This is a genomic window from Pseudomonas sp. NCHU5216, assembly GCF_052156495.1.
Taxonomy (GTDB): domain Bacteria; phylum Pseudomonadota; class Gammaproteobacteria; order Pseudomonadales; family Pseudomonadaceae; genus Aquipseudomonas.
Window position 1 is genome coordinate 1 of the sequence record NZ_JBQLIX010000055.1, and the last position, 20,030, is coordinate 20,030.

A 20,030-nucleotide genomic window follows, 5' to 3' on the forward strand; every position below is an offset into this window, starting at 1 on the left:
GTCGCTCAACCTCTTCCACGACGATTCCGTTCGCCCTCCTGGGCGGGCTCTGCACGCGCCTGAACCCGAGGTAACCCGGAAGTAGCTTGGAGTGTTTGAGGGGCAGCCGTAGGGCGGACTCAGGAGCCTAAGCGAACAGTCCGCCGGGCCATGCCGAGTTCGGCACCATGGCTCACGGAGAAATCAACAAAAACGCGGCAATTCGGAACAAGCATCAAGGGTTCTGGTTAATTTTGTCGGGCCGGCCATCCTGCCCGAAAGCGACTCGCCTGAGGAGGCGAACCCCGGAATATCTGAATACACCGCAGGGGCGTTCAGAAAACCCAACAAGGCCCCCAAACTCGCCAGCCCACCACCCAGCCCATTCCCCCTCGATCCCCAGCGCCCCACGCAAAAAAAGGTCGAACCTTTATCCACCGTGCCCCGTCAGCAAAAGAGTGTGGGATGCGCCCTCTTCCGGGCTTTTCGAGATCCCACGCACCTGCCATCGGCAGGTCAAGGACCGTCTACACACCCGAACGATGGAGAAAGACATGGCAAGCGCTGCAGCCCCCGCCCGACTACAACCCGAGCCCCACCTTCCGGCAGCCGCCAAATCGCCACTGCGCATGCAGAGCCAGCATCCACAGCGCAAGCGCGTACTGTTCGTCACCTCCGAGTTCGCTGATCTGGTCAAATGCGGCGGCCTCGGCGATGTGTCCGCTGCACTGCCACGGGCGCTGTCGCCACAGCACGATATCCGCATCCTCATTCCGGGCTACCGCCAGGTGCTCGAGAGCGGTCGGCCGATTCGTATCGTCGGCCAGATGCCGGGCCTGGCGGCCCTGCCGCCGTGCCGGATCGGGCGCATGGATCTGGCGGATGGCTTGATCGTCTACGTGCTGCTCAACGCCGAGCTGTACGACCGCGAAGGTACCCCCTACGTCGACCCGCAGAGCAACGACTGGGCCGACAACCACATCCGCTTCGCCCGCCTGGGCCTGGCTGCCGCCGAGATCGCCGGCGGCAATGCCGGCATCCAGTGGCGCCCGGAACTGGTACATGCCAACGACTGGCCGGCAGCCATGGCGCCGGCCTACATGGCCTGGCAACAGGTCAACGCCCCGGCGCTGCTCACCGTGCACAACCTGGCCTATCAGGGCCTCTGCGACATGGCCTGCAGCAGCGAACTGGCGCTGCCCCAGGAGGCCTGCAGCATGGACGGCATGGAGTTCCATGGCCGGCTGTCGTTTCTCAAGGCCGGCATCGCCTATTGCAGCCATGTCACCACGGTCAGCCGGCGCTACGCCCTGGAGATCACCAGCGAGCGGCTTGGCTGCGGGCTCGACGGCATGCTGCGCCGCAAGATGGCGAGCGGCCAGTTGAGCGGTATCGTCAACGGCATCGACGAAAGCTGGCAGTCGCAGAGCGACCCGCATCTGGTGCAGGGCTTCGCCCCCCATGACTGGGCGGGCAAGCAGGCCAATGCCGAGCATGTGGCGCAGTGGCTGGGGCTCGAAGGCAATGGGCCGCTGTTCGCGGTGGTCTCGCGCATGGTGCAGCAGAAAGGCATCGACCTGACCCTGGCGGTGGCCGAGCATATCGTCGCCCATGGCGGCCGCATCGCCGCCATCGGCCTGGGTGAGCCGGCTCTGGAGGCGGCCATGGCCGACCTCGGCCGCCGTCATCCCGGACGCATCGGCGTGCACATCGGCTTCACCGAAGGCGCGGCGCGGCGTATCTATGCCGGCAGCGACTTCCTGCTCATGCCCTCGCGCTTCGAGCCGTGCGGCCTCAGCCAGATGTATGCCCAGCGCTATGCCTCGCTGCCCATCGCCCGACGCACTGGCGGCCTGGCCGACACCATCGAGGACGGCGTCAACGGCTTTCTCTTCGACGAGGCCGAGGTGGAGGATTACCGCGCGGCCATCGACCGCGCCCTGCAGGTGCATGCCCACCCCGAACTGCTGGAGGCAATGCGCTGCCGGGCCATGCAGGCCCCGCTGTACTGGCAGCAGGCGGTACAGCCCTATGACCGCCTTTACCAACGCCTGCTGAGCCACACCCATGCGCGCCAGGAACTGCGCTGATGTTCAGTCACGGAGCCCGGCCCATGGCCGATGGTCGCGTGCGCTTCGCCCTCTGGGCACCGAGCGCGCAGCAGGTGGATCTGGAACTGCAAGGCGGCGAATTCTGGCCCATGGTGGCGCAGAGCGAAGGCTGGTACGTGCTGCTGTTCGACTGCCCGGTAGGCACGGCCTACCGCTACCGCATCGACGGCCAGTGGTCGGTGCCGGATCCGGCCTCGCGCCAACAGCTCACCGATGTGCATGGCTTCAGCCTGGTGGTCGACCCTGCCGCCTACAATTGGGCGCATCCCCAATGGCTGGGCCGGCCCTGGCACGAAACCGTGCTCTACGAGCTGCATGTCGGTCTGTTCGGCGGTTACCAGGGGGTGATCGAACACCTGCCGCACCTGGCGGATCTGGGCGTGAGCGCAGTGCAACTGATGCCGCTGAACGCCTTTTCCGGCATGCGCAACTGGGGCTACGACGGCGTGCTGCCCTTCGCCCCGGCCAATGCCTACGGCACGCCCGAGCAGCTCAAGCAATTGATCGACGCCGCCCACGCCCTGGGCCTGATGGTGTTCGTCGATGTGGTCTACAACCACTTCGGCCCGGACGGCAACTACCTGGGCCTGTATGCGCGGCAGTTCTTCCATGAAGAGCGCATCACCCCCTGGGGCGCGGCCATCGATTTCGACCGCCCCCAGGTGCGTGACTTCTTCTGCGAGAACGCCCTGATGTGGCTGCTGGACTACCACGTCGACGGCCTGCGCTTCGATGCCGTGCATGCCATCGACGACAGCGGTTTTCTCCGTGAGCTGGCAGCCCGCGTGCATGCGGCACTGCCCGCGCAGCGCCAGGTGCATCTGGTGCTGGAGAACGAGCACAACGCCGCGCACCTGTTGCGCGACGGCTTCGATGGACAATGGAACGACGACGGCCATAACACCCTGCACGTGCTGCTCACCGGCGAGAACGAAAGCTACTACGCCGACTACGCCCAGGCACCGACGCAGAAGCTGGCCACCCTGCTGGAGCAGGGTTTCGTCTACCAGGGCCAGGCCAACCGCCAGGGCCGCGCGCGGGGCGAGCCCAGCGCCGACCTGCCGCCGCATGCCTTCGTGCTGTTCCTGCAGAACCACGACCAGGTGGGCAACCGCGCCTTCGGCGAGCGCTTGACGCTGCTGGCCGATGCCGATGCGCTGAAGGCCGCCACCGTGCTGCTGTTGCTGTGCCCCATGGTGCCCCTGCTGTTCATGGGTGAGGAATGGGGCTGCACGCGGCCCTTCCTGTTCTTCACTGACTACCACGACGAGCTGGCCAATGCCGTGCGTGAGGGGCGGCGCAACGAATTCGCCGAGTTTTCCCAGTTCAGCGCCGGGCATGCCCGCGAGGCCATCGCCGACCCCAATGCCCTGGCCAGCTTCCAGCGTTCGCAGCCGGATCTGGCACCGGCACTGGAGCCTGAGCAGCGCGACTGGCTGGCGTTCTACCGTGGCCTGCTGCAGGTACGCCGCACGCGCCTGCAGCCGGGGTTGCAGGAGGCGCGTAGCCTCGGTGCCGAGGTGCTGGGGGACGGCGCGGTGCTGGCCCGCTGGCGCCTGGGGCACGGCCCGGCGTTGAGCATCGCCGTCAACCTGGGCAGCAGCGCTGTGCACCTGCCCGCTTCCGATTCCCGCGCCGAACGCCTCTACACCTGGCGTATCGACGACGCCGATCTGCGCCAGGAGCAGCTACCCGCACACAGCGCCCTGGTCACCCTGGAGCCCGCCCAATGAGCGATCGATTACTGGCCGAACTGGCCCAGGCCGCCGACCTGAGCATCGACTGGGTCGATGCCCATGGCAAGGCGCAACGCGTCACCCCCGAAGCGCAACGCACCCTGCTGGAGGCGCTCGGTTATCCGGCGCAGAGCCCCGAACAATTGCGCGCCAGCCTGGCCGCCCTGGTGCAGCAGCGCCATGTGCCGGAAGACGCCGCGCTGTTGTTCCAGGATCAGGGCCAGCCGCTGACCCTGACCTTGTACCCGGCCGACAGCCCCTATCGGCTGACCGACGAGCAGGGCAATAGCAGCGAAGGCCGGCTGGACGCCAATGGCCATCTACCGGCGCACCACCAGCCCGGCTACTACCAACTGGAGATCCGCGACACCCAGCACCGCCTGGCCGTGGCCCCGGCTGCCTGCCTGTCGGTGCAGGAGCTGTGCGGCAAGCCGCGTATCTGGGGGCTCGCCGTCCAGCTCTACGGCCTGCGCCGCGAGGGCGATGGTGGCCTGGGCGACACCCAGGCCGTGGCCGAGCTGGCCCGGCATGCCGCCGACCAGGGTGCCGATGCCCTGGCCCTGAGCCCGGTGCACGCGCCGTTCGGCGCCGAGGTGCAGCGCTTCGGCCCCTACTCCCCCTCCAGCCGCCTGTTCTTCAACAGCCTGTATGCCGCACCAGCCATGCTGCTGGGCCAGGAGCGCGTCGACCGCGCCATCCAGCGTGCCGGCCTGGCGGCGGAAATGGCGCGCCTGCAAGCCCTGGAACTGATCGACTGGCCCGCCGTGGCCACAGCCCGGCAACGCCTGCTGCGCCAGCTCTATACGGATTTCCGCGAGGCGCCTGGCGACCTGCTGGGGCGCTTCGAGGCCTTCTGTCAGCAGGCCGGCGAGCCCTTGCAACAGCATTGCTGTTTCGAGGCCATCCATGCCCAGCGCCTGCGCGAGGGCGCCAGCGGCGACTGGCGCACCTGGCCCGAGGCCCTGCGCAGCCCCACCCAGGGCGCGGTGATCCGCTTCAGCATGGAGCATGCCGACGAACTGCGCTTCCAGGCCTTCTGCCAGTGGTTGATCGCCCATGGCCTGGAATGCGCCCAGGCCACCGCCAGTGGCGCCGGCATGGGCATCGGCCTGATCGCCGACCTGGCGGTGGGCGCCGATTGCGCCGGCAGCCAGGCCTGGTCACGCCAGGCGGAACTGTTGCCCTCGGTCACCGTCGGCGCGCCGCCGGACATCCTCAGCCGCCAGGGGCAGAACTGGGGCGTGGCCGCCTTCTCGCCGCAGGGGCTGCGTCAGCATGGTTTTCGCGCCTACATCGAGATGCTCCAGGCCAACCTGGCCCATGCCGGTGGCATTCGCATCGACCATGTCATGGGCCTGCAGCGCCTGTGGGTGATCCCCGAGGGCGCCGAACCCTTGCAAGGCGCCTACCTGCGTTACCCGCTGGACGACCTGCTGCGCCTGCTGGCCCTGGAGTCGCACCGCCACCGTGCGCTGGTCATCGGCGAAGATCTCGGCACCGTGCCCGAAGGCCTGCGCGACAAGCTTGCCGCGCGCAACGTCCTCGGCACTCGGGTGCTGCTGTTCGAGCAGGACGACCTGGGTTTCGTGCCCGCGCCGCGCTGGCCGGACAACGCCCTGGCCACCACCACCACCCACGACCTGCCGACCATCAAGGGCTGGCTCGCCGGCCGCGACCTGGAATGGCGGGTGCGCGCCGGGCATCGCGACGCCAGCTTGCTGGAGGCCGATCATGCCGAACGGGCCGGCGAGCGCGTGGCCCTGCGCCAGTTGCTGGAGCACCAGGGCATGGCTGTCGGTCTGGACGACGACGCCAGCCTGCTGGCCTGCATCGAGCACATCGGCCGTACCCCGGCGCCACTGGCTCTGCTGCCGCTGGAGGATGTCTGCGGCCTGGAGCAGCAGCCCAACCTGCCCGGCCCCGGCGACCTGCATCCGAACTGGCGGCGACGCTACCCACAGGCGGTGAACGAACTGCTGGAGCAGCCCGCCGCCCGCCAGCGCCTGGCAACCCTGGACAAGGCACGCCGGGAGGCCGGCGATGACTGAACTACGCGCCACTCAGCGCCTGCAATTGCACAAGGGCTTTACCCTGCACGATGCGGCCGCCCAGGTGCCTTACCTGGCGCGGCTGGGCATCAGCCACCTGTACGCTTCGCCGATTCTCACCGCCCGCCCCGGCTCACAGCACGGCTACGACGTCATCGACCCGACCCAGGTCAACCCCGAGCTGGGCGGCGAAGCGGCGCTGGAGCATCTGGTCGCTTGCCTGCGTGAGCACGGCATGGGGCTGATCCTGGATATCGTGCCCAACCACATGGCCGTCGGCGGCGATGGCAACCCCTGGTGGCTGGACGTGCTGGAGTGGGGCCAGGCCAGCCCCTACGCAGGCTTCTTCGACATCCAGTGGCAGTCCCACGACCCATTGCTCAGCGGCCAGTTACTGCTGCCCTTCCTGCGCAGCGACTACGGCGAGGCCCTGCGCGACGGCACCCTGGAGCTGGTCTTCGAGGCCGACAGCGGGCGCATCCACGCCCGCCATTTCGAGCACCAACTGCCTCTCACACCACCCAGCTACGCCTGGATCCTGCAAGCCAGCGAAGATCCGGCCCTGCGTGAACTGGGCCAGCGCTTCGCCCGCCTGAGCAGCGATCAGGCCGGTCGCGACGAGGCCCGCCGCCTGTGCGCCGAACTGGCCAACCAGGCACAGCAGGTGCCGGCGCTGCTCGCGCGCTTCCAGGGCCGCGACGAGGCCAGCCAGCAGCGCCTGCATCAGTTGCTCGAACGCCAGCATTACCGCGTCGCCAGTTGGCGCACGGCGGCGGACGACATCAACTGGCGACGTTTCTTCGACATCAACGAGCTGGGCGCCCTGCGCGTCGAACACCGCGAGGTGTTCGAGCAGACCCATGCCAAGGTCTTCGAGCTGATCGAGCGTGGCCTGATCGACGGGTTGCGCCTGGATCACATCGACGGCCTGGCCAACCCTCGGGCCTATTGCAGCCGCCTGCGCCGACGCATTGCGCGGCTGTGCGGCGGCGCGCACCTGCCAATATTCGTGGAGAAGATTCTCGGCGCCGGCGAGCACCTGCCGCAGGACTGGCCGGTGGATGGCAGCACGGGCTACGAATTCATGAACCAGGTGTCGCTGCTGCAGCACGACCCGCATGGCGAGCTGCCACTGGCGACCCTGTGGCAGCAGCTCAGCGGTCGCCCTGCGGCGTTCGCCGAAGAAGTGTTGCAGGCACGCCGCCTGGTGCTGGACGGCTCGCTGGCCGGTGATCTGGAGGAAGTGGCCCAGCGCCTGTTGCAGGTGGCGCGCCACGACATCGCCACCCGCGACCTGACCCTGGGGGGAATCCGCCGGGCGCTGCGTGAGCTGATCGTGCATTTCCCGGTGTACCGCACCTATGCCCAGGCCTGCGGCCGCTCGCAGCAGGATCAGCAGTTCTTCCAGCAGGCCCTGGAAGGCGCCCGGCAGACCCTGGCCGAAGCCGACTGGCCCTTGCTCGCGCATCTCGACGACTGGCTCGGCGGTGCCCGTCTGCGCCAGTTGCCCCCTGGCCGGGCGCGGCGCCTGCGCGCTCAGGCGCTGACGCGCTTCCAGCAACTGACCTCGCCGGTGGCCGCCAAGGCAGTCGAGGACACCGCCCTGTACCGCGCCGGGGTGCTGCTGTCGCGCTATGACGTGGGCTTCGATGCCGAGCATTTCAGCGCCAGTGTCGAGCAGTTCCACCAGGCCTGCGCCGAGCGTGCGGCCCGTCATCCGCTCAATCTGCTGGCCACTGCCACCCACGACCACAAGCGTGGCGAGGACTGCCGCGCGCGCCTGGCGGTGCTCAGCGAACGCGCCTCCTGGTACGCCGAACGCGTGCGCCACTGGCAGCAACTCGCCCAGCCGCTGCACCTGAGTCAGATACGGCCGGTGCCAGACGGCGGCGAAGAGGCCATCCTCTACCAGGCGTTGCTCGGCAGTTGGCCGCTGTCTCTCGAGGCGGACGACGCAGCCGGCCTCGATGCCTACCTGCAGCGCCTGCTCGACTGGCAACGCAAGGCCCTGCGCGAAGCCAAGCTCAACAGCGCCTGGAGCGCGCCGAACGATGAGCACGAGGCCACCTGTGCGGATTTCCTGCGGCGCCTGCTGTGCGAACCCACCGGGCTGGCCATGCGCCGTGAGCTGGTCAGCGCCGTTGCCGCCGTGGCGCCGGCCGGTGCGCTGAACAGCCTGGTGCAATGCCTGCTGCGCATGACCACGCCGGGTGTGCCCGACCTGTATCAAGGCTGCGAATTCTGGGACTTCAGCCTGGTCGACCCGGACAACCGCCGCCCGGTTGATTTCGCCAGCCGCATGGTCGCCCTGCACGCCACGGATTCCCCCGCCAGCAAGTTGCAGAGCTGGCAGGACGGGCGCATCAAGCAATGGCTCATCCAGCGCGTGCTCGGCCTGCGCGCCGCCCAGCCGCAGCTCTTCGCCGAGGGCCGCTACCGGCCCCTGGGGCTCGCCGGTGAACAGGCCGGCCAGGCCCTGGCCTTCCTGCGCAGCCTGGGCGACCAACACCTGCTGGTGATCGTGCCGCGCCTGGCTGCCGGGCTGCTCGGCGACCACCCCTTGCCGCACGTCCCCGCGCAGCGCTGGGGCGACACCCGCGTGGTGCTGCCTGGCGATCTGCAGGCCTGTCAGGTCGAAGGCCTGTTGACCCCATGCGCTGCGGGCGATGGGCGCTGCATCGCCCTGAGCACCGCGCTGGCCGAGTGCCCCGTCAATCTGCTTCGTCTTACCCCACGGTCATAGGAGTCACCTCATGAACATCGATGAACAGCGCATCCGCGAATTCGCCTTCCAGATCTGGGAATCCGAAGGCCGGCCAGAGGGGCAGCACGAGCGGCACTGGCGCATGGCCTGCAAGCTGGCCGAGGCGGAGACGGCCGCCGTCCCCACTGCGCCGGCCAAGCCCAAGCCACGGCGCATCAGCAAGCCCAAGACGGTACCGCTGGAAGAGCCCGAACAGCCGGCCCTGCTGAAGAAACCACGCGCACCGCGCACCCCGAAAACGCCGAAAGCCTGAGGTGGCCCACATGCGCAAGACGCAGCGCTCACGCATCAGCGAAGGCAGCCCTTTTCCGCTCGGTGCCAGTTGGGATGGCCTGGGGGTCAATTTCGCCCTGTTCTCCGCCCACGCCACGCGGGTGGAGCTGTGCCTGTTCGACGAACGGGGCGAGAAGGAAATCGAACGCATCGAGCTGCCCGAATACACCGACGAGATCTGGCATGGCTACCTGCCCGATGCCCGCCCAGGCCAGGTCTACGGCTACCGCGTGTACGGCCCTTACGAGCCGGAGGCCGGGCACCGCTTCAACCCCAACAAGCTGCTGATCGACCCCTACGCCAAGCAACTGGTGGGCAAGCTGCAATGGTCCGAGGCGCTGTTCGGCTACACCATCGGCGACCCGGACGGCGACCTCAGTTTCGACGAGCGCGACAGCGCCCCCTTCGTGCCCAAGAGCAAGGTGATCGACCCGGCCTTCACCTGGGGCGAGCAGCCACGCATCCGCATCCCCTGGGAACGCACGGTGCTCTACGAAACCCATCTGCGCGGCATCAGCATGCGCCATCCGGCCGTGGCGGAACGCCATCGCGGTACCTGCGCCGGGCTGACCCATCCCGAGCTGCTGCGGCATATCCGCGAGCTGGGCGTCTCCAGCGTCGAGCTGCTGCCGGTGCATGCCTTCGTCAATGACCAGCACCTGCTGGAAAAGGGCATGAGCAACTACTGGGGCTACAACAGCATCGGCTTCTTCGCGCCACACCCGGCCTACCTGGCCAGTGGCCGTATCAGCGAATTCAAGGAGATGGTGGCGCACCTGCATGATGCCGGCCTGGAGCTGATCCTCGACGTGGTCTACAACCACACCGCCGAGGGCAACGAGCGCGGCCCGACCCTGAGCATGCGCGGCATCGACAATGCCAGCTACTACCGCCTGATGCCTGACGAGCGGCGTTACTACATCAACGACTCCGGCACCGGCAACACCCTGGATCTGAGCCACCCCTGCGTGCTGCGCATGGTCACCGACTCCCTGCGCTACTGGGCCACGGAAATGCGCGTGGATGGCTTTCGCTTCGACCTGGCGAGCATTCTCGGGCGTCATCCGCACGGCTTCGACGAGCGCCACGGCTTTCTCGTCGCCTGCCGCCAGGATCCGGTGCTGAGCAAGGTCAAGCTGATCGCCGAGCCCTGGGACTGCGGCCCCGGTGGTTATCAGGTGGGCGGCTTCCCACCGGGCTGGGCAGAGTGGAACGACAAGTTCCGCGACAACCTGCGCGCCTACTGGAAGGGTGACCGTGGCGAACTGGCGGAACTGGCCAGCCGCCTCACCGCCTCCGGCGATCTGTACAACCAGCGCGGCCGCCGCCCCTTCGCCTCGGTCAACTTCATCACCGCGCACGACGGCTTCACCCTGCGCGACGTGGTGTCCTACGACCACAAGCACAACGAGGCCAACGACGAGAACAACCAGGACGGTACCGAGCGCAACCTGTCGTGGAACCACGGCTGCGAAGGCGCCACCGACGACCCTGCCATTCGCAGCCTGCGCGTGCAGCAGATGCGCAACCTGCTGGCCACCCTGATGTTCGCCCAGGGTACGCCGATGCTGCTGGCCGGTGACGAGTTCGGCCGCACCCAGCACGGCAACAACAACGCCTATTGCCAGGACAACGAACTGAGCTGGGTGGACTGGAGCCTCGACGATGAAGGCCGTGGTCTGCTGGCCTTCTCTCAGCACCTGATCGCCCTGCGCCGCAACTACCCGATCCTGCGTCGTCAGCGTTTTCTGGTGGGCCACTACAACGAGGAGCTGGACGTCAAGGACGTCACCTGGTTGGCCCCCGGCGGCGAGGAGATGACCGAGCAGCACTGGCACGACGAGGAGGCCCGCTGCATGGGCATGCTCATGGACGGCCGCGCGCAGCCGTCGGGGCTCAAGCGCAGCGGCGCCGACGCCACCCTGCTGTTGTTGCTCAACGCGGGGCACGAGCCGTGCGAGTTTCAGCTCCCTGAGGTCAATGGCGGACGCCATTGGTTGTGCCTGGTCGATACCCACAGCGGTCAGACCCGGCCCTCGCCGGTGCAGTTCGAGGCGGTGGAATTGGCAGGGAGATCATTGCAGTTGTTGGAATTGCAGCGCTGAGAGGCAGCATTCCAACGGCGTACTCTGGTGTGCCAAGCGCCGTAGGGCGGACTCAGGAGCGAAGCGAACAGTCCGCCGGGCCATGCCGAGTTCGGCACCACAACTCACGCCCGAATACTCCCCATAACGGCGTAGTACGTCCTACGGCCCTTGTTCCGAATTGCCGCGTTTTCGCTGATGTTTTTGATTTCGCCCTCCCGGGCGAGTCACTTTTGCGGGCAAAAGTAACCAAAACCCTCCGCCCGATCATCCGGCCCTGGCTGCGCCAGGGTTCGCTCACTCCATCGCCGCTCCAGAGGCCCGCCGCGGTGGGCCATCCCTGGCCCATCGCGGCTCTCGCGACATCCATGTCGCTCAACCTCTTCCACGACGATTGCGTTCGCCCTCCTGGGCGGGCTCTGCACGCGCCTGAACCTGCGGTAACCCCCTGCATTAACGGCGTACTGCTTCCGAGCGACCGGCTTCCCGGTACGCCTGGAAGCGTCGTAGGGCGGACTCAGCGCCGTAGGGCGGACTCAGGAGCGCCAGCGAACAGTCCGCCGGGCCATGCCGAGTTCGGCACCACAACTCACGCCCGATACTCCCCATAACGGCGTACTGCTTCCGAGCGGCCGGCGTCCCGGTAGATCCTACTCGAACGTTAGCCCCGTGGGTCATGTCAATCCGGCGGCGCGGTTCACGACTTGCCCCAAAAAATACCCTGAACCCTGTTTTCCCCCACCCACTCGAACAGTAAAGGCCTGGGGGCTGGCCTGCGGCCATGTAGCGTCCCCAGCGACAACCCATGCGCGCCGGCCCGCTGGCCGGCCACCGGGAGGCAAACATGAAAGCAGTGGTTTTCCACGATATCGGCGATATCCGCCTCGACGACGTCCCCGAACCCAAGGTCGAAGCCAGCACCGATGCGGTTATCCGCATCACCGCCTCGGCCATCTGCGGCACCGACCTGCACTTCGTGCGCGGCACCGTGGGTGGCATGCGCAAGGGCACCATCCTCGGCCACGAGGCCGTGGGCATCGTCGAGGCGCTGGGCAGCGACGTGCGCAACCTGAACATCGGCGACCGCGTGGTGGTGCCCTCCACCATCGCCTGCGGCAACTGCGCCTACTGCCGCGCCGGCTACTACGCCCAGTGCGACGAGGCCAACCCCAATGGCAAGGAGGCCGGCACCTCCTTCTACGGCGGCCCGGAAATCACCGGTGCCTTCCACGGCCTGCAGGCCGAGATGGCGCGCATTCCCTTCGCCAATATCGGCCTGGTGAAGCTGCCCAGCGAGATCAGCGACGACCAGGCCATCCTGCTTTCGGACATCTTCCCCACCGGCTACTTCGGCGCCAAATTGGCCGAGGTCTGCAGCGGCGACAGCGTGGCGGTGTTCGGTTGCGGCCCAGTCGGCCAGTTCGCCATCGCCAGTGCCAAGCTGCTCGGTGCCGCGCGGGTGTTCGCCATCGATCACCTGGATGATCGCCTGGACATGGCCCGCCGCCAGGGCGCCGAGGTGATCAACTTCGACCGCGAAGATCCGGTCGACACCCTGCGCCGCCTGACCAATGGCATCGGCGTGGATCGCGCCATCGACGCCGTGGGCATCGACGCCCAATGCCCGGCCCACGGCCATGCGCACTCGCCCCGGCAATGGCAACCCGGCGATGGCCCCGAGCAGGCCCTGCAATGGGCCGTGGATGCCCTGGCCAAGGCCGGCACGCTGGCCATCATCGGCGTCTATCCGCAGCAGGCGCGCGAATTCCCCATCGGCCAGGCGATGAACAAGAACATCACCGTGAACATGGGCAACTGCAACCACCGCCGCTACATCCCCCGGCTGATCGAGATGGTGCAGGCCGGGCGCATCGACCCGGCGAAGATCCTTACCCAGGTCAAACCCATGAGCGACGCCATCGAGGCGTTCAAGGCCTTCGACCGGCGCGACAGTGGCTGGATCAAGGTTGAGCTGCAACCGGCTCGCCAGTCCGGCGACGGCGGCAGCGAGGAACGGGTGCGTGGCGGCGCGGCGCTGGATCGCATGATCGCCGAGGCCGACCCGCTCAAGGAGGCCCGCTCGAAACGACCGGGCAGCCTGTGACTTCAAGGCAATGGAGGGCAACCCAAGCGTGAACACGACCATTCCCAACCCAGAGGTGATCATCGACCGGGTGACGCCGATCAAGTCCCTGCGCATGCTCACCATCAACACCCACAAGGGCTTCACCCTGCTCAACCGGCGTTTCATCCTGCCCGAGCTGCGCCAGGCGGTGCAGGCCACTGGCGCCGATCTGGTGTTCCTGCAGGAGGTGCTGGGCAGCCACGCGCTGCATGCCAAGCGCTTCAGCGACTGGCCGAGCATGCCGCAGTACGAGTTCCTCGCCGACAGCATGTGGCCGCAGTTCGCCTACGGGCGCAACGCCGCCTACCCGGCCGGTGACCATGGCAACGCGCTGCTGTCGCGCTTCCCCATCGTCGAGCAACGCAACCTCGACGTGAGCGTCAGCGGCACCGAGCAGCGCGGCCTGCTGCACTGCAAGCTGGAGATTCCCGGCAACCGCGAGGTGCATGCCGTGTGCGTGCACCTGGGCTTGCGCGAAGCGCACCGGCGGCAGCAGCTCGGCCTGCTGCTCGACCTGCTGGCCACCTTCGACGAGCAGGCGCCGGTGATCGTCGCCGGGGATTTCAACGATTGGCGGCAACGGGCCGATGCCCTGCTCGCCCCGCATGGGCTGGTGGAGGCGTTCGGCCAACACCTCGGCAAGCCGGCGCGCAGCTTCCCCGCGCGCTACCCGTTGCTGCGCCTGGATCGCATCTACACCCGCAATGCCACGGCGCAGAAGCCGCAGGTGTTGTCCACCCGGCCCTGGTCGCACCTGTCCGACCATGCGCCCCTGAGCGCGGAGATCCACTTATGAGTGGCGCCTGGCGAGAGGGCAACCAACTGCGCCTGTTGATCAACGGCGAAGGCTTCTACACGCGCGCATTCGAGTGCATCCGCCAGGCTCAGGTGGAAGTGTTGCTGGAAACCTTCATCATCTTCGAGGACAAGGTCGGCCTGGAGCTGCAGCGGGTGCTGGTGGACGCCGCTCGGCGCGGCGTGCGCGTGGTGCTGGCGGTCGATGGTTACGGCACCGCTGATCTCGGCCGCGACTACGTGGCCGCACTGACCCGTGAAGGCATCCAGGTGCAGGTCTACGACCCCAGCCCCAGGCGCCTGGGGGTGCGTACCAATCTGTTCCGCCGCCTGCACCGCAAGTTGCTGGTGATCGATGGTGAACGCGCCTTCGTCGGCGGCATCAACTACTCGGCCGACCATCTCGGCGATTTCGGCAAGATGGCCAAGCAGGACTATGCCGTGGAGGTACGCGGCCCCGTGGTGGCCGACCTGCATGCCGCCGTGCTGGATTTTTTCAGCCCGGCCATCAGCGATCCCAGCCCCGCGCGCCCAGCCTTGGCGCCAGCCGGCACGGCGCGGGTCAAGCTGGTGGAGCGCGACAACGAACGGCACACCACCGATATCGAGGACGAACACCTGGCGGCCTTCGATGCCGCACGCCAGCGCGTGGTGGTGGCCAATGCCTATTTCTTTCCCGGCTATCGCGTGCTGCGCGCCTTGCGCAATGCCGCACGACGGGGCGTGGCGGTAACGCTGATCCTCCAGGGCCAGCCGGACATGCGTTGGGCCCAGGCCTTCTCGCGCCTGCTCTACAACTACTTGCTGCGCGAAGGCGTGGCGATCCGCGAGTACTGCCAGCGCCCGCTGCACGGCAAGGTGGCGCTGGTGGACGACGACTGGGTCACGGTGGGCTCCAGCAACCTCGATCCGCTGAGCCTGGCCCTGAATCTGGAAGCCAACCTGATCATTCGCGACCCTGATTTCAATCAGCAACTGCACGAGCACCTGCAGCAGCTATCGACCCAGCATTGCCGGGCGGTGACCCAGGAACGCGCGGTGCGCGGCTACTGGTGGCGAGCGCCGCTGTTCTTCCTCTGTTACCACTTCATCCGACGCTTTCCGGCCATCGCCGGTTGGTTGCCGGGTCATAGCAAGAACCTCGAGCCCCTGCAGCCCGACGATGCGATGGATGTCTACGAAAAGGAACAGCCACGATGAAGTTTCCCGTCCAAGGCCCCTGGTTACGCTGGGGCAAGCGCCTGCTGACCCTGTTTTTCCTGGTTCTGCTCGCCGTGCTGCTGTACATGCTGCTGCGCAACCAGGACTGGGGCGAGGTGCGTCAGACGCTGACAGCCTACAGTGGGCAGACCCTGCTCGTGGGCGTGCTGCTGACGGCCGCCAGTTACCTGGTGTTCGCCTGCTACGACCTGCTGGCGCGGCGTTACAGCCGCCATCGCCTGTCCACGCCACAGGTGCTCGGCGTGGCCATGGTGTGTTACGCCTTCAACCTCAACTTCACCACCTGGATCGGCGGCATGGCCATGCGTTATCGCCTGTACATGCGCCTGGGGCTGAGCGCCTCCACCGTGACCCGGATCCTCAGCCTCGGCCTGCTGACCAACTGGGTCGGTTACATGGCGCTGGCCGGCAGCCTGTTCGCCCTGCGCCTGGTGCAGTTGCCGGAGGATTGGGCACTGGGCGTGAGCGGCCTGCAACTGCTCGGCTTCGCCATGCTGGTGCTGGCCAGCGCCTATATCGGCATCTGCGCCTTCGCCCGCCAGCGCGTCTGGCATTTGGGCGAACGCTCCATCGCCCTGCCGGCCCCGGGCATGGCCCTGTTGCAGCTATGCCTGGGAGCAGCCAACTGGTCGCTGATGGCGGCGCTGATCCACTGGCTGCTGCCGGAAGGCGCCACCTACGCCTCGGTGCTCGGTGTGCTGCTGATCAGTTGCATGGCGGCGGTGGTGGCGCACATCCCCGCCGGCCTGGGCGTGCTCGAGGCGGTGTTCCTCGCCCTGCTGCAGCACCAGTACAGCCACGCCAGCCTGATCGCCGCCCTACTCGTCTACCGCGTGCTCTATTACCTGCTGCCACTGGCGCTGGCCAGTATCAGCTACCTGGTACTGGAAAAGCGCGCCCGCACGCTGCGCCAACGGGGGCAGCAGAGCGGAGCTGGGGAAAGTCTGCCGGTCAGTCGCCGGGCCTGAACGCCTCGCTGCGCTACCGCCCGGCGGATGGTCGGAACTCGCAAGCGCCCGGTACGGGTCTATCTCACGTCAACCTTGAAACCTGGAGTCACGAGATGGCCAAGCCCCTGCATCTGATCAGCTACATCCTGCACAACCAACCTCATAGCGTGGAGGTGGAGTCGAATCGCGAGCAGATCACGCCCGAACAGGCACGCGTCTATCTGAGCGCACTGCACACCTTCGAGTGGCCGAACGAATTCACCGACGTGCAGGTCACGCGCATCCAGCACCCGAAAAAACACGGCACCACGCCGGGGCATCGCGTGCAGCGCTGAGCCGCCCCCCCTAATTAATGGTTTTTTTCTCGCATTTTTTGGGGGAATGCTTGGTTGACACCGGGTGTGTTGTTTTCGGTGTTCAAGCTGCTTATCGGTGTTTATCTGTTAGCCCTTGTTTCGCCCCCCCGGCGACCTTCTTTTGTCAAACGCCACAAAAGAAGGCAAAAAGGCTTGGCCCCGCCATCCGGCCCCGTCTGCGCCGGGGTTCGTTCGCTCCATCGCTGCTCCGAGGGTCGGCTTACAAGGGCCATCCCTGGCCCTTTAAGCCTCTCGCGGCATCCATGCCGCTCGCCCCTCTGCGCAACGATTACGCTCACCCTCCTGAAGGGGCCATTCGCGCGCCTGAACGTACATCGGTTCCGGGCATGCGCGGCGTGTTCTGGTAGCAGTGGAACCACGACGTGGCCGCCGGGTTAAACCAAAACTTTCATTCGCGTACTCGCGAAGCAGTACGCCGTTGGTGGGAGCATTGAACGTGAGCCGTGGTGCCGAACTCGGCATGGCCCGGCGGACTGTTCGCTGGCGCTACGAGCGGTCGGCGCCCCGATCCGCCCTACGGCTGACCTCATGTTCAAGCACTCCATGCTAATTCTGGGTTACCGCAGGTTCAGGCGCGTGCAGAGCCCGCCCAGGAGGGCGAACGCAATCGTCGTGGAAGAGGTTGAGCGACATGGATGTCGCGAGAGCCGCGATGGGCCAGGGATGGCCCACCGCGGCGGGCCTCTGGAACGGCGATGGAGTGAGCGAACCCTGGCGCAGCCAGGGCCGGATGATCGGGCGGAAGGTTTTGGTTACTTTGCCCGCAAAGTGACTCGCCCGGGAGGGCGAAACCAGAAACATCAGCAAAAACGCGGCAATTCGGAACAAACACCAGAAAAACACAAACGTACCAGTCCAGTGTCAAGACTGACTTTCCGAGAAGAACCTAATTAATCGCGCGCGAGCAACGGCACCTGCCAGATATCCCGCGCGTACTCGCTGATGGTGCGATCGGAAGAGAACCAGCCCATGCGCGCCGTGTTCAGTACCGCGGCACGCCACCAGCGTTGCGGTTGCCGCCAGAGATGGTCGACCTCACGCTGCGCACGCCAGTAGGCGTCGAAATCGGCGCAGACCATGAAGCGGTCGTGGTAGTACAGCGCGTCGATCAGATCCGTGTAGCGCGTGGGATCCTCCGGTGAGAACACCCCGGCACGAATCGCTTCGAGCGCGGCGCGCAGGCGCTCCGAGGCGGCGATCTCCTCACCCATGTTCTGCCCCTGGCGCAGGCGCCGCTGCACCTGCTGCGCGGTCATACCGAAAATGAACAGGTTGTCCTCGCCAACCCGCTCGCTCATCTCCACGTTGGCGCCATCGAGGGTGCCGATGGTCAACGCACCATTGAGGGCGAACTTCATGTTGCTGGTGCCGGACGCCTCCAGGCCGGCAGTGGAAATCTGCTCGGACAGATCGGCCGCCGGGATGATCGCCTCGGCCAGGCTGACGTTGTAGTTGGGCATGAACACCACCTTGAGCAGGCCGCGCACGGTGGGGTCGTCGTTGATGGTGCGGCTGATGTCATTGGCCAGCTTGATGATCAGCTTGGCCTGGCGGTAGCTGGCCGCGGCCTTGCCGGCGAACAGCTTGACCCGGGGCACCCAATCGGTGGTCGGGTCGTTGCGGATGGCCTGGTACAGCGCCACGGTGTGCAGCAGGTTGAGCAACTGGCGCTTGTACTCGTGGATGCGCTTGACCTGCACGTCGAAGATCGCCGTGGTATCCAGGGTGATGCCCAATTGTTGCTGCACCCGTTCGGCCAGTGCTTCCTTGCTGCGCTGCCGGCACAGGGCATATTCGTCGCGGAACGGCTGCTGCTCGGCATAGGGCTGCAGCGCCTCGAGCGATGCCTCGGGGCGCTGCAGCAGCGGCTCGCCCAGCACATCCACCAACAGGTGGGTAAGCGCCGGGTTGACCTGGAACAGCCAGCGGCGAAAGGACACGCCATTGGTCTTGTTGTTGACCCGCCCCGGGTACAACCGATGCAGGTCGCGGAACACCGTCTCGCGCATCAGCCGCGTGTGCAGCGCCGAGACGCCGTTGATGCTGTGCGCACCGATGAATGCCAGATTGCCCATGCGCACCCGGCGGCCATGATCCTCGTCGATCAGCGACACCGCGCGCAGCAGTTGGAAGTCATGGATGTCCTTGGCGCGCAGCGCATCGATATGCTCGGCATTGAGCAGGTAGATGATCTGCAGATGTCGGGGCAGCAGGCGCTCCATCAGCGCCACTGGCCAGGACTCCAGGGCTTCGGGCAACAGCGTGTGGTTGGTGTAGGCCGTGCAGGCCACCGTCAATGACCAGGCCTGTGCCCAAGGCATGCGGTGCTCGTCCACCAGCAGGCGCATCAGCTCCACCACGGCGATGGCCGGATGGGTGTCATTGAGCTGGATCGCCACCTGCTGCGGCAGCGCTTGCAGGTCGCCATGCAGGCGTAGGTGGCGATCGAGCAGATCCTGCAGCGAGGCCGATACCAGAAAATATTCCTGGCGCAGGCGCAGCTCCTGCCCGGCCTCGGTATCGTCGGCCGGATAGAGCACGCGAGAGATGCTCTCGGCGCGCACCTCGTTGGCCACCGCGCCGAAGTGGTCGCCGGCATTGAAGCGGTCGAGCTGCAGGTTTTCCTCGGCGCGCGCGCGCCACAGGCGCAAGGTATTGACCGAGGCGGCGCGCCAGCCCAGCACGGGGGTGTCGTAGGCGATGGCGCGCACGCTTTCCTGGGGTTGCCAGAGCTGGCGAGGGCCGTTTTCATCCTCCAGGGTGATGACGCCGCCGCCGAAGCCGATGCGATAGGCCACCTCAGGGCGCTCGAACTCCCAGGGGTTGCCGAAATCCAGCCAGGTTTCGGTCTGCTCGGCCTGCCAGCCATCGACTATGGCCTGACGGAACAGGCCATGTTCATAGCGGATGCCGTAGCCATGGGCCGGCAGCCCGAGGGTGGCCATGCTCTCCATGAAACAGGCGGCCAGGCGACCGAGGCCGCCGTTGCCCAGCGCCGCATCCGGCTCCACCTCACGGATGCGTTCGAGGGTCACGCCCAGCTCGGCCATGGCCTGGCGCGCCACATCGAGCAGGCCGAGATTGCTCAGGTTGTCGATCAGCAGGCGGCCGATGAGAAACTCCAGCGACAGGTAATAGACCCGCTTGCTGTCCTGGCGCGCGACCTGAGCGCTGGACTCTTCCCAGTGATCGATCAGGTGGTCGCGGGTAGCCAGGGCCAGGGCCTCGAACCAGTCGTGGTCAAAGGCATTGGCTGGATCCTTACCCACGGCATAACGCAGTTTGGCCAGGATCGCCGCCTTGAAGCCGGCGACCACCCCTTCGTCTCGTGCTTGCGATTCGCTCATCTCGCCTCCCTCTTCTCATCCTTCTGGCCGGCACGGCGAGGCCGGCGCCCTACTCTTGTTGTGGCTCCGGGTGGCGGTACGAGTTCAGGGTTTTTCTGGAGGGCTTGGGTACCGGGCTGTGGCATGGACTGGCGGGAGTATTGGGCGTGAGTCGTGGTGCCGAACTGGGCATGGCCCGGCGGACTGTTCGCTGGCGCTCCTGAGTCCGCCCTACGGCTGC

The 20,030-nt window shown here is 66.7% G+C and carries 12 protein-coding genes; 11 read left to right on the plus strand and 1 reads right to left on the minus strand.

What is annotated here, in order from left to right; genetic code table 11:
- Positions 1-533 precede the first annotated feature (533 nt).
- The 11 genes from glgA (at position 534) to ACSVIK_RS24125 (ending at position 16,421) form a co-directional block, all read left to right on the plus strand.
- The gene (gene glgA, locus ACSVIK_RS24075; RefSeq protein WP_442446666.1) at positions 534-2,069 is read left to right on the plus strand and encodes a glycogen synthase GlgA; all 1,536 of its coding nucleotides are present in this window, start codon (positions 534-536) and stop codon (positions 2,067-2,069) included.
- Positions 2,069-3,823: a malto-oligosyltrehalose trehalohydrolase gene (gene treZ, locus ACSVIK_RS24080; protein WP_442446667.1), complete on the plus strand. Its 1,755-nt coding sequence runs from the start codon at positions 2,069-2,071 to the stop codon at positions 3,821-3,823. The genes glgA and treZ overlap by 1 nt, the downstream gene beginning before the upstream one ends.
- Positions 3,820-5,874 (plus strand): 4-alpha-glucanotransferase, encoded by a 2,055-nt coding sequence (malQ, locus tag ACSVIK_RS24085; RefSeq protein ID WP_442446668.1) that lies wholly within the window; start codon positions 3,820-3,822, stop codon positions 5,872-5,874. The genes treZ and malQ overlap by 4 nt, the downstream gene beginning before the upstream one ends.
- The gene (locus ACSVIK_RS24090; RefSeq protein WP_442446669.1) at positions 5,867-8,617 is read left to right on the plus strand and encodes a malto-oligosyltrehalose synthase; all 2,751 of its coding nucleotides are present in this window, start codon (positions 5,867-5,869) and stop codon (positions 8,615-8,617) included. The genes malQ and ACSVIK_RS24090 overlap by 8 nt, the downstream gene beginning before the upstream one ends.
- 10 nt (positions 8,618-8,627) lie before the next feature.
- Positions 8,628-8,891: a DUF2934 domain-containing protein gene (locus ACSVIK_RS24095; protein WP_442446670.1), complete on the plus strand. Its 264-nt coding sequence runs from the start codon at positions 8,628-8,630 to the stop codon at positions 8,889-8,891.
- Positions 8,892-8,901: 10 nt separating this feature from the next.
- Positions 8,902-11,016, plus strand: a complete 2,115-nt coding sequence (gene glgX / locus ACSVIK_RS24100; RefSeq protein WP_442446671.1) for a glycogen debranching protein GlgX — start codon at positions 8,902-8,904, stop codon at positions 11,014-11,016.
- A gap of 823 nt (positions 11,017-11,839) precedes the next feature.
- Positions 11,840-13,099: a zinc-dependent alcohol dehydrogenase gene (locus ACSVIK_RS24105; RefSeq protein WP_442446672.1), complete on the plus strand. Its 1,260-nt coding sequence runs from the start codon at positions 11,840-11,842 to the stop codon at positions 13,097-13,099.
- Between the two features lie 28 nt (positions 13,100-13,127).
- Positions 13,128-13,916 carry an endonuclease/exonuclease/phosphatase family protein gene (locus tag ACSVIK_RS24110; protein WP_277374721.1) on the plus strand — a complete coding sequence of 263 codons (789 nt, stop codon included), beginning with the start codon at positions 13,128-13,130 and terminating at the stop codon, positions 13,914-13,916.
- Positions 13,913-15,115, plus strand: coding sequence for a cardiolipin synthase ClsB (gene clsB / locus ACSVIK_RS24115; protein ID WP_442446673.1), 1,203 nt, complete (start codon positions 13,913-13,915; stop codon positions 15,113-15,115). The genes ACSVIK_RS24110 and clsB overlap by 4 nt, the downstream gene beginning before the upstream one ends.
- Positions 15,112-16,104: a lysylphosphatidylglycerol synthase domain-containing protein gene (locus ACSVIK_RS24120; RefSeq protein WP_442446674.1), complete on the plus strand. Its 993-nt coding sequence runs from the start codon at positions 15,112-15,114 to the stop codon at positions 16,102-16,104. Before clsB ends, ACSVIK_RS24120 begins: the two co-directional genes overlap by 4 nt.
- 95 nt (positions 16,105-16,199) lie before the next feature.
- Positions 16,200-16,421: a hypothetical protein gene (locus ACSVIK_RS24125; RefSeq protein WP_442446675.1), complete on the plus strand. Its 222-nt coding sequence runs from the start codon at positions 16,200-16,202 to the stop codon at positions 16,419-16,421.
- A gap of 932 nt (positions 16,422-17,353) precedes the next feature.
- Here the strand turns inward: ACSVIK_RS24125 and ACSVIK_RS24130 are convergent.
- Entirely contained in the window at positions 17,354-19,810 is a 2,457-nt protein-coding gene (locus tag ACSVIK_RS24130) for a glycogen/starch/alpha-glucan phosphorylase (RefSeq protein WP_442446676.1), read from the minus strand.
- Positions 19,811-20,030 lie beyond the last annotated feature (220 nt).

What these genes read in the sequence shown, in the direction of transcription:
- malQ (WP_442446668.1), top strand. Translation starts at nt 3,820, where the DNA reads ATGAGCGATCGATTACTGGCCGAACTGGCCCAGGCCGCCGACCTGAGC.
- ACSVIK_RS24120 (WP_442446674.1), top strand. Translation starts at nt 15,112, where the DNA reads ATGAAGTTTCCCGTCCAAGGCCCCTGGTTACGCTGGGGCAAGCGCCTG.
- ACSVIK_RS24105 (WP_442446672.1), top strand. Translation starts at nt 11,840, where the DNA reads ATGAAAGCAGTGGTTTTCCACGATATCGGCGATATCCGCCTCGACGAC.
- glgA (WP_442446666.1), top strand. Translation starts at nt 534, where the DNA reads ATGGCAAGCGCTGCAGCCCCCGCCCGACTACAACCCGAGCCCCACCTT.
- glgX (WP_442446671.1), top strand. Translation starts at nt 8,902, where the DNA reads ATGCGCAAGACGCAGCGCTCACGCATCAGCGAAGGCAGCCCTTTTCCG.
- clsB (WP_442446673.1), top strand. Translation starts at nt 13,913, where the DNA reads ATGAGTGGCGCCTGGCGAGAGGGCAACCAACTGCGCCTGTTGATCAAC.
- ACSVIK_RS24125 (WP_442446675.1), top strand. Translation starts at nt 16,200, where the DNA reads ATGGCCAAGCCCCTGCATCTGATCAGCTACATCCTGCACAACCAACCT.
- treZ (WP_442446667.1), top strand. Translation starts at nt 2,069, where the DNA reads ATGTTCAGTCACGGAGCCCGGCCCATGGCCGATGGTCGCGTGCGCTTC.
- ACSVIK_RS24130 (WP_442446676.1), bottom strand. Translation starts at nt 19,810, where the DNA reads ATGAGCGAATCGCAAGCACGAGACGAAGGGGTGGTCGCCGGCTTCAAG.
- ACSVIK_RS24090 (WP_442446669.1), top strand. Translation starts at nt 5,867, where the DNA reads ATGACTGAACTACGCGCCACTCAGCGCCTGCAATTGCACAAGGGCTTT.
- ACSVIK_RS24095 (WP_442446670.1), top strand. Translation starts at nt 8,628, where the DNA reads ATGAACATCGATGAACAGCGCATCCGCGAATTCGCCTTCCAGATCTGG.